General features: G+C 51.3%; 10 protein-coding genes. 6 read left to right on the top strand and 4 right to left on the bottom strand.

Annotated features, from left to right (window positions below):
- Positions 1 to 215: 215 nt before the first annotated feature.
- Positions 216 to 1,235 (bottom strand): LacI family DNA-binding transcriptional regulator, encoded by a 1,020-nt coding sequence (locus QZ279_RS00325; RefSeq protein ID WP_293446788.1) that lies wholly within the window; start codon positions 1,233 to 1,235, stop codon positions 216 to 218.
- A gap of 156 nt (positions 1,236 to 1,391) precedes the next feature.
- On the opposite strand from QZ279_RS00325, the gene QZ279_RS00330 reads away from it, so the two are divergent.
- From QZ279_RS00330 to QZ279_RS00355, 6 genes are all read left to right on the top strand, one after another.
- On the top strand, positions 1,392 to 1,577 hold the full coding sequence (locus QZ279_RS00330) for a hypothetical protein (protein ID WP_293446789.1): 186 nt from the start codon (positions 1,392 to 1,394) through the stop codon (positions 1,575 to 1,577).
- Between the two features lie 24 nt (positions 1,578 to 1,601).
- A complete protein-coding gene (locus QZ279_RS00335; protein ID WP_293446790.1) occupies positions 1,602 to 2,750 on the top strand; it encodes a TRAP transporter substrate-binding protein in 1,149 nt (382 codons plus the stop codon).
- Positions 2,751 to 2,858: 108 nt separating this feature from the next.
- Positions 2,859 to 3,371 carry a TRAP transporter small permease gene (locus QZ279_RS00340; protein ID WP_293446791.1) on the top strand — a complete coding sequence of 171 codons (513 nt, stop codon included), beginning with the start codon at positions 2,859 to 2,861 and terminating at the stop codon, positions 3,369 to 3,371.
- 11 nt (positions 3,372 to 3,382) lie between these two features.
- Positions 3,383 to 4,711 carry a TRAP transporter large permease gene (locus tag QZ279_RS00345; RefSeq protein WP_293446792.1) on the top strand — a complete coding sequence of 443 codons (1,329 nt, stop codon included), beginning with the start codon at positions 3,383 to 3,385 and terminating at the stop codon, positions 4,709 to 4,711.
- 212 nt (positions 4,712 to 4,923) lie between these two features.
- Complete coding sequence (locus tag QZ279_RS00350) at positions 4,924 to 5,376, top strand: SDR family NAD(P)-dependent oxidoreductase (protein WP_293446801.1); 453 nt, start codon at positions 4,924 to 4,926, stop codon at positions 5,374 to 5,376.
- 363 nt (positions 5,377 to 5,739) lie between these two features.
- A complete protein-coding gene (locus QZ279_RS00355; RefSeq protein WP_293446793.1) occupies positions 5,740 to 5,889 on the top strand; it encodes a hypothetical protein in 150 nt (49 codons plus the stop codon).
- Between the two features lie 33 nt (positions 5,890 to 5,922).
- On the opposite strand, the gene recR is transcribed toward QZ279_RS00355, so the two are convergent.
- The 3 genes from recR to QZ279_RS00370 are packed head-to-tail and all read right to left on the bottom strand — an operon-like array spanning position 5,923 to position 7,898.
- Positions 5,923 to 6,516, bottom strand: coding sequence for a recombination mediator RecR (gene recR / locus QZ279_RS00360; RefSeq protein WP_293446794.1), 594 nt, complete (start codon positions 6,514 to 6,516; stop codon positions 5,923 to 5,925).
- 2 nt (positions 6,517 to 6,518) lie between these two features.
- Complete coding sequence (locus QZ279_RS00365; protein WP_293446795.1) at positions 6,519 to 7,553, bottom strand: TraB/GumN family protein; 1,035 nt, start codon at positions 7,551 to 7,553, stop codon at positions 6,519 to 6,521.
- Positions 7,554 to 7,898, bottom strand: coding sequence for a YbaB/EbfC family nucleoid-associated protein (locus QZ279_RS00370; RefSeq protein ID WP_293446796.1), 345 nt, complete (start codon positions 7,896 to 7,898; stop codon positions 7,554 to 7,556).
- Positions 7,899 to 8,086 lie beyond the last annotated feature (188 nt).

Here is an 8,086-nt window from a genome sequence, read left to right on the forward strand (position 1 = left end):
GCAACCAATAAGATATTTTCCAGAACGACTTGCATGACGCATTCGCGCAAACAGGTGCGGATTTCAAAAGTTCATATGAAAGTCCCCAAATGCCTTACATGCTCGTCTGTTGAATTGAGACATATCTTTCTACACACGACTTTCGCTACACCTGCAAAATTCGATGATGGACAAAATCATACATGGCGGACATTGCCGTCATCTAAACTTTGATTTCAGGCAAGCGATATAATTGACTTTTCGACGACGATTTCACTTGCGAGTTCTTGCGAACGTCCCACTTCACCACTTTCAACCATCCATACAAGTTCATCCGCAGCAAGACGGCCCATTTCAGAATGTGGGACACGTACGGTTGTCAGTTTAGGGGTGACGACACGCGCTAACTCGATCCCGTCAAAGCCAGTTATAGAGACGTCGGAAGGTATCTTTATTCCCATTTCTTGAGCACGTTGCATTGCGCCAACGGCGAGGACGTCGTTGCCACACATCACAACACTTGGGCGATCTGGCAATCTCATAAGACGCTCAAAAGCATCGCTACCATTGTCGATGTCGTATGGTGTTTCAATGATCGGGACTGAAGCCAGATCAATCCCTTCTACTTTGAGCCGCTCGGTAATGCCTTTTAATCTGTTTGTTGCGCGATCGTTGCCTTCGGTCGTGCCAGAAATCACAGCGATATTTCGATGCCCCATTGCAAGAACTTGATCACAAAGCTGGTACATGGACGCACGGTTATCAAAGCCAATCGCAGGCAAGGCATTATTTGCGGCGAATGCCCAAGCCAAAAGAAAAGGGATATTGCGCTGTTTTAGAAACTCGTAAACCTTTTCTTCGCGCCAATATCCGATCAGAAGTATGCCATCAGCGCCCCGACTAGCGAGGGTGCGTACCTGCTCGGCTTCAATCTCAGGATCGTAAGAATTGCTAGAGATGAGCAAAGTGTAACCAAGACTATGAAGCCGTTCTTGAAAGGCTTGAATGCCTTTGGCGAAAATAGCGTTCTCCATCGTCGGAATAATGGCACCTATTGTCATAGTCCGCTTTGCTGACATGGAGCGCGCACCAAAGTGTGGGGTGTAACCCAAAGCATCAACAGCGGACTTGACCCGCTGCAACGTTGACTTGGATACCAAGCCCGGTGAATTCAAAGAACGAGAGACCGTCGCAGGTGAAACACCCGCAGCCTTGGCAACGTCATCCAAAGTAGGAACGGCTTGATGAGACGTCATGTGGCTAGGCCTTTTTGGTTACAGGGTCTACTGTAGTTTGAAACCTTTTGAAAAAGACAGGCAAAATTGAATTTTGCCAAATTTGGATGAAAGCGCTTGCAAAGACTCAATGAAAGCGCTTTCATGATGGAGTAACCAGCGCCTGGGAGGGTCGCCATGTTCATGTTCGCGTCATTTATCGTATTTCTCGTCTACTTCGTAAATGTTGCCTCGGGCGCATTTTGGGATGTGACCTATTTTGGCGATGTTGGTGAAATGCTGGTGCTGTTCGCGGCTACGATTTTGTTCGTGGTCGCAATTTTACAAAAAGAAGCTGCTCGCAAAAAACAAGACGACAGCTAATCAGTCCTATAGGAGGAATTACAAATGAATGAAGACGATAAGATGGTCGCATCGACAGAGCGCCGTAACTTCTTGAAATTGTCCGCTGCAGGCGGCTTTACAGCAGCTTTGGTTGCAGGTGCAGCAGGTACGCTTTGGTCTACAGAAGCAACCGCGCAAACTGCTAACGAAGAGCGTGATCGCGAGAAAGCAGCAGAGCACACGATGACAATCGCGACTGCTTATGTGCTAGGTGCTTCGCGCAGCTACCCGATCATGCAGCTCGATCTCAAAGAGAACATCCAGAACGCAACGAATGGCAAAGTATATGTCAAGCTCGCACCTGGTGGCCAGCTTGGTGCAGGCGGTGCTTTGGTTCAGGCGGTACAAGGTGGCACAATCCAAGCGGCGCAGCATTCGCTTTCCAACTTTGCGCCATTCGCGTCCACGGTTGATTTGATCAACATGCCCTACCTTTGCGGTTCCAACCAGCGCTTCACAAACCTTGTGACGTCCGACTTCTGGAAGTCCTCGGTTGAACCAAAAGTTGAAGAGAACGGCTTTAAAGCATTGTTCTACGTCAACATCGATCCGCGCGTTGTTGCGGTTCGCAAAGGCGGCGCAGGCGCTGTTCTGTCCCCATCCGATCTGGACGGTGTTAAGTTCCGCGTACCTGGTTCCAAAATGTTGCAGCAGTACTACCGTATGGTTGGTGCGAACCCGACGCCAGTCGCATGGGGCGAAACACCTTCTGCGATCAAGCAGGGTGTTGCAGACGCGCTCGATCCATCTGTTGGCGCGCTTTATGTGTTTGGTTTCAAGGACATCCTGTCCCATGTGACATTCACGCAAGCGGTTCCAGACTCACAGGTTTATTCTTGTAACCTGGAGTGGTTCAATTCCATGCCTGCCGACGTTCAGGAAGGCATCATGTGGGGCTCTGAAATGACCGCGCACCAGAACCTGTCCAAGGTTCCATCCGCGCGTGCATACGCAATGTCTGAGCTGGCGAAATCCGGCGTAGAATTCCACAGCCTCTCTGAGGATCAGTTGAACGAATGGAAAGCGGCTGGTGGTTATCAGTTGGCAGAGTGGGACAGCTTCAAGACAGAGTTGGCCGGTTCTATGGACAACTTTGCGAAGATGGAAGAAGCGGCAGGTACGCAGGGCAAATACTACGTCCACGACGCCTAAAGTGTGATCTGGCGCGGGTACCCGGCTGCGCCAGACCTATTTCCATGCGGGCCTCAGCGCGTAAGATCATTTCGCAATGAGGCCCGCATATTTATGGTGGGACACCAGATGGAATTTTTGCGAAATGTAGACCGAAATGCTGAGCGCTGGTTGTTGCTCGTGTTTTACGTGATGCTTGTGGTCACGATGGCTGTCGAAGTCCTGAGACGCGAGGTTTTCGCGTATTCTTCCATATGGGGCGAAGAAATCGTCCGCTTTTCCTTTATTTATCTGGCTTGGGTTGGTGCGTCAGCAGCGGTAAAAGAACGCGCGCACATTCGTATTGATGTGGTCATGCATTACCTGTCGCCACGACCAAAGGCGCTGCTCTATATCTTTGGTGATCTGGTAATGTTCACAGTGGCCTGCATCGCGCTTTATTGGTCATGGGAGACGCTACATGTCTCTTATAAGTTCGGCTCCGTTACAGACGGTCTACGTGTTTCCAAGGTTTGGTTCATTTTCTCTGTTCCCCTTGGTTTTGCGTTGATGATCTGGCGATTGCTGCAATCCTTCACACGAGATTTCAAATCCCTGCGAGATGGTACCCCCGTCTACGAGGGCGATACGCTGTTTGAATAAGGGATATTGAAATGCTCTGGAATACACTTCAACAAACAGTAGAACTCGGTTGGGATTTCTATGTCCCTGTCTTGATGTTCGTTGCACTGATTGCGCTTGCTGTGCCTGTTTGGGCCGCCATCGGCAGCTCTGCCATTCTGATGCTGGTCATGTCAGGCGATTTGCCCCTCAGCCTTGTGGGTGAGCGATTGTTTACAGGCATTGATGCCTTTGCATTAACGGCGGTTCCATTATTCATTCTGACAGGCGATGTTTTGGTGCGTACTGGATTGAGCCGCAAATTTCTTGACGTCGCTGAGGCGCTCACGTGCTTTACAAAGGGTGGTTTTGGTTCTGCAACGGTCCTCGTTTGTGGCATGTTTGCTGCCATCTCTGGATCCGACGCCGCTGGTGCTGCCGCTGTAGGTCGCATGACCATCGCGCGCTTGGTGGAAAGCGGATATCCCCGCCCCTACGCCTGCGCGCTTGTTGCGGCAGGTGCCTGTACGGGTATCCTGATCCCCCCCTCAATAGCCTACATCATCATTGGCCTTGTTTTGGGTATATCGGCGTCCACGTTGTTCCTTGCTGCCCTGATCCCTGGCATCGCAATCCTTTTGGCAATTTTGATCACCAACCTGATTATGAATCGCATTCACGATTATGAAGGTGGCGGGATGATGAGTGGGACTGAATGGCTGGTTGGTGTCGGCAAAGCGCTGAAGTCAGGCTGGTATGCGTTCATTGTACCAGGCATCATTTTCTATGGCATCTTTTCAGGTCGTTTAACACCTACGGAAGCTGGCGCAACGGCTGTCGTTGTCACCATTCTGATGGGCTTCATCATGCGCACGCTCAGCTTTGCGGACTTCCCCGCGATGCTGGTCAGTTCTGCAAAGGTGAACGGCGTTATCCTTCCGATCATCGCCTTCTCAGTGCCTCTTGCCGAAGCCTTGGCAATCATGGGTGTGCCACAGGGCTTTGTGACCTCTATCACAAGCCTGACAGACGAGCCTTGGATTCTGATTTTGCTGATGATTGGAATTCTGATCGCGGCCGGCTGCGTCATGGAGACGACGCCAAACATCGTGATCCTTGCGCCAATCCTCAAGCCTTTGGCGGATAACATCGGAATGAACGAAATTCAGTTCTGCATCATGATGATCACGGCGTTGGGCGTTGGGTTTATTACCCCGCCATTGGGGCTTAACTTGTTCGTTGTTGCAGGCATCACTGGCGAGTCGATCCTCAAAATTGCGGTTCGTGCTGTACCGTTCGTTTTGTGCATGTTTATTGTTGTTCTCTTCATTGCCTACGTGCCGGCGATTTCCACGACGCTTTTGCCGGACATTTACAAGTAGGGCCTAAACGCATCCGTCGCCCGACGAAATCGACACCGATATCGTGCCTTTCGCGATCAGGGATTCCATCAATCCCAGCTTGGACATGACTATCTTTGCGATTGGGCACTTCATTTTTCACGCTTGGTCAAAGCCTGATACGTGGCAAAAATTAAGAGGTTCCTTCTTTAGCGCGGAATGCAGCGCATCAAGCGATCTGGATCGGAACACCTATCCGTTCATTCAGCCGCCATACATCAAAAGCCGTCGAAGTCGCAGGTCACCAACTATCCAAAGGGGCGCGTGTGATGATGCTTTATGCCTCGGCTAACCGCGATGAAGCGGTCTTTTTGCGAGCTGACCAATTTGATACAGAACGCCGCAATGGGTGTGGCCACCTTGTCTTTGGCGCTGGAATTCACATGTGTGCTATCGCTAGCCTGCCCGAAAATGTTGATCATTGGATACAAGTTGATTTTTTGGACGTGGAGGCCGTATCAGCCGCTTGCGCTCAGCTGCACGGGACGTTTGATGTACTGATCAAGAATGCCGGATTGGCGCCATGCCCTGACAACCAAATCCAATTACTAAGGGTCAATGCTTTTGGCTTGCACCAAGTGACGGAGCAAGTACTTCCGAAATTACCGCATGGCGCGCGTATTGTGAACTTGGCCAGCCGTGTCTGAATGATGTGTCAAGAGAACATCGAAAAGATGAAGGCGTTGCTGGGCTTGCAAAGCGTCGACGATTTACCTGCATTTCTTGCGGCACAGGATATTGATCCAACGCGGGCCTAAAATCCCTCAAAAAAACTGTGATCGCCTACACAAAATTTATGACCAAGCCGCTACTTGCCAGAAGTATTCGCATTAACTCTGTGAGCCCCGCGCCTGTAGCCAATGACATCTTAATGAATTTGCCAAACGACAAATTTTCTAAAGCCGGGTGCAAAATACAGAATGGTGGTGCACCTCAACAAAAAGGTCGTGATGGTCGTAGGGAAAGTCATCGCATTTGATCCGCCCTACATCTACGCGCGCACGTTTCAAATGGCGAACATCGACGAGCCGCTCTGTCAGGTCACCTATTCCTCAGAGGAGAAAAATGGTGGGACTGAAATCAACCTCACCATCGAAAACGCAATTGAAACCGCACCGCATAGAGGGCTTTTCGCGCCAATTAAAAGGGCGGTGTTTTAAGCGTAAACTTTAATGTAATCTAAACGGATCGTTTCAGATCGGCTTTCGAGCATTCATCGCGGCGGTGATTGTGCCGTCGTCGAGGTAGTCGAGTTCGCCGCCGATTGGAACGCCTTGGGCGAGGGAGGTCAGCGTCACACGCGCCTCTAGCATATCAGCAATGTAGTGCGCTGTCGTTTGGCCATCTATGGTGGCGTTCAACGCGAGGATTACTTCCGTTATGCCTTCGCTGGTCACACGGTCGATTAAGCGGGGTATGCGCAGCTCATCCGGACCGATCGCATCAAGAGCAGAGAGCGTGCCGCCGAGAACGTGGTAGCGGCCATGGAAGACGCCGGATCGTTCCATAGCCCAAAGATCTGAAACATCTTCGACCACGCATAAAATACCATTGGCGCGTTTTTCGCTTTCGCAGATATCACAAATATCGGACGTACCGACGTTTCCACAATTCAGGCATTCACGTGCGGTTTCGGCAACGGTCTGCATGCGGTCGGCGAGGGGGGTGAGCAGCAGCGCGCGTTTGCGGATCAAGTGCAAGACAGCGCGACGCGCAGAGCGGGGGCCAAGCCCCGGCAGCTTGGCCATCAACTCTATCAGCGCGTCTATGTCTATGGTACCGCTCACACTTATCGCTCCAATGGAATGCGCGAGACAGTATAGCCCTTCGCCCGCAAGAGGGCGACCAATCCTTCGCTGCGGGGCAAGTGAAACGAGCCAGCCGCGATAAACATCTTTTTCTCAAGCATGGTATCGCCCAAGGTTTGCACCCATTCTTTGTTGCGTTGGTTCAAAAGATAACCATCCGCGCGTGCGAGATGAACACGGGCGCACACGCCAAGGATAGAGCGGAGATAGCTTTCTTCCCACGCCATCATGACCCCTATTCGCCCCGACAGATAGAGTTCAAACAAGGTCGCGCGGGCCTCTGGGGTCGCTTTGGGGTTAAAAGCAGGCCCTAGAATGGCGATCATAGAGGTCGCAAGTAGATCGTGCTCGGGGGCCTTCAGATCTTTTGCAAACCTGTCGAATGCTTCCAATGGCATATAGTCGATGCCCTCAATCGCTGTGAGCATCTGGCTGCGGCTGTCTTGCGTTGGAAAGGTGCCATACGCGAAATCGTTACAGGGGTCGGACAGCAGTGTTTCGGCCACTGCAGCAAGGGTTAAATGGTCGAGTGCATAACGCCCGTAATTAAGACCGGCAAAGCGTGATTTTATCCAATCGATCACGTCCTCGGGCAAATCAATCGTATCGAAATCAAACCCAGAGCGCGCTGGACGCCAAGCCTCCAAACCAGATTGCCGGATCTCCAGCTTTCTGCGGGATGAGTGGATGCCATCGATCTCTGTTGCGACTAGATCGGAGCCATGAAGTGCGTCCAAAACAGGGCCGGGCAGATCAAGAATAAGGGGGTGGTTGGAATGGAAGGTCCCCCAAAGATGCGAGACTGTTCCGTTCGGGGCGACCACTTTCCAGAACGGCCCAACTGAATTAGGGATTTCAGCAGCGCGTGCATGCAGGTCACCTTCGGTCGCGGGGGCAAATTCTGATGCGTGGATTTGCGGCGCTTTTACATCGCAAATCTCTTTTGTTGCCCAATATTGGGCTGTTGCAGGGCTGGCGAAAAGAAGTCCCAGTAAAGCTGCTGACAGCCGCAACATTTAGAAAGGCCGTTTCATATCTGCTGGTAGACCTAGGCCTTCGGTCAGTTTACCCATTTCTTGGGCTGATTTTGCAGCTGCTTTTTGTTGGGCGTCTTTGATGGCTGCAAGGATCAGGTCCTCCACGACTTCTTTATCATCGCCGTTAAAGATGGAGGGATCAATGTCGAGCGCAGTCAGTTCGCCTTTGGCCGTTGCCGTTGCTTTGACAAGACCTGCGCCGCTTTCACCCGTGACTGTGATGGATGCTAAGTCTTCCTGCATTTGACCCATTTGGTCCTGCATTTCTTTGGCTTTTTTCATCATACCGGCCATATCGCCGAGGTTGCCTAGTCCTTTGAACATCGTATGTCTCCGTTACGTTTGGGGCCGTTTCGGCCACGCTGTGAATACTAGTGTTAAAATACATATTGCAGTCCCAAGGGCGAGGAACAAGGCTGAGTGCTCGATGCAGCCAATTCGTATGGCCGAAAAGATGGAATCGTGCAGCTGTTCAGTCAGGAAAATATGCCACCCACCCCAATAGAGCCAAA

It is taken from the genome of Planktotalea sp. (assembly GCF_018607965.1).
Lineage (GTDB): Bacteria > Pseudomonadota > Alphaproteobacteria > Rhodobacterales > Rhodobacteraceae > Planktotalea.

Bases quoted from the DNA above. Each gene is read 5' to 3' on its own strand.
- QZ279_RS00340 (WP_293446791.1), top strand. From the start codon at position 2,859: ATGGAATTTTTGCGAAATGTAGACCGAAATGCTGAGCGCTGGTTGTTG.
- QZ279_RS00345 (WP_293446792.1), top strand. From the start codon at position 3,383: ATGCTCTGGAATACACTTCAACAAACAGTAGAACTCGGTTGGGATTTC.
- QZ279_RS00365 (WP_293446795.1), bottom strand. From the start codon at position 7,553: ATGTTGCGGCTGTCAGCAGCTTTACTGGGACTTCTTTTCGCCAGCCCT.
- QZ279_RS00330 (WP_293446789.1), top strand. From the start codon at position 1,392: ATGTTCATGTTCGCGTCATTTATCGTATTTCTCGTCTACTTCGTAAAT.
- QZ279_RS00355 (WP_293446793.1), top strand. From the start codon at position 5,740: ATGGCGAACATCGACGAGCCGCTCTGTCAGGTCACCTATTCCTCAGAG.
- QZ279_RS00325 (WP_293446788.1), bottom strand. From the start codon at position 1,235: ATGACGTCTCATCAAGCCGTTCCTACTTTGGATGACGTTGCCAAGGCT.
- QZ279_RS00370 (WP_293446796.1), bottom strand. From the start codon at position 7,898: ATGTTCAAAGGACTAGGCAACCTCGGCGATATGGCCGGTATGATGAAA.
- QZ279_RS00335 (WP_293446790.1), top strand. From the start codon at position 1,602: ATGAATGAAGACGATAAGATGGTCGCATCGACAGAGCGCCGTAACTTC.